Source organism: Oleiphilus sp. HI0086, from assembly GCF_001635225.1.
This window is the reverse complement of sequence record NZ_LWFZ01000385.1, coordinates 1-407: the sequence shown is the minus strand read 5'-3', so window position 1 is coordinate 407 and position 407 is coordinate 1. Positions and strand designations below refer to the sequence as shown.

1 protein-coding gene is annotated in these 407 nt (G+C 42.8%); it reads left to right on the top strand.

The features are described from left to right. On the top strand, positions 1-407 hold a 407-nt coding region (locus A3756_RS04845), incomplete at both ends, for a MipA/OmpV family protein (RefSeq protein ID WP_156490276.1).

Sequence of the window (407 nt, the reverse complement as noted above, 5' to 3'; positions counted from 1 at the left end):
GCACCTACTCCTTTTTACCGACTTTCAGTTTTCAGTGTGGAAATTTGTTCGGCTATAACAATCATGATGAGCCACTAGTTGGCTTCGAGTTATTCAGGCATAAGCGTATTATGTTTGGCCTTGCGGTAACATCGGGACGAACATTTTTGGATCTTGAGAATATTAGCGCTGATATGGAAGAGTTGTACTGGGGCATTGATGAAAATAGGGATAGGTCTATTGAGGCTGGCTTTATCTTCCGTTTCTTTTCCCGTGTTGGACTTGTTGAGATTAAGGCTTTTCACGATGTCATCAGCACCTATTCTGGCCCACGATCTTCAATTAGCTGGTCTCGTCCTTTCCCAGACACTGGGAATTGGACAATCACACCTCGCATGTTTATTAAGCATTATGGTACGAAATACAAC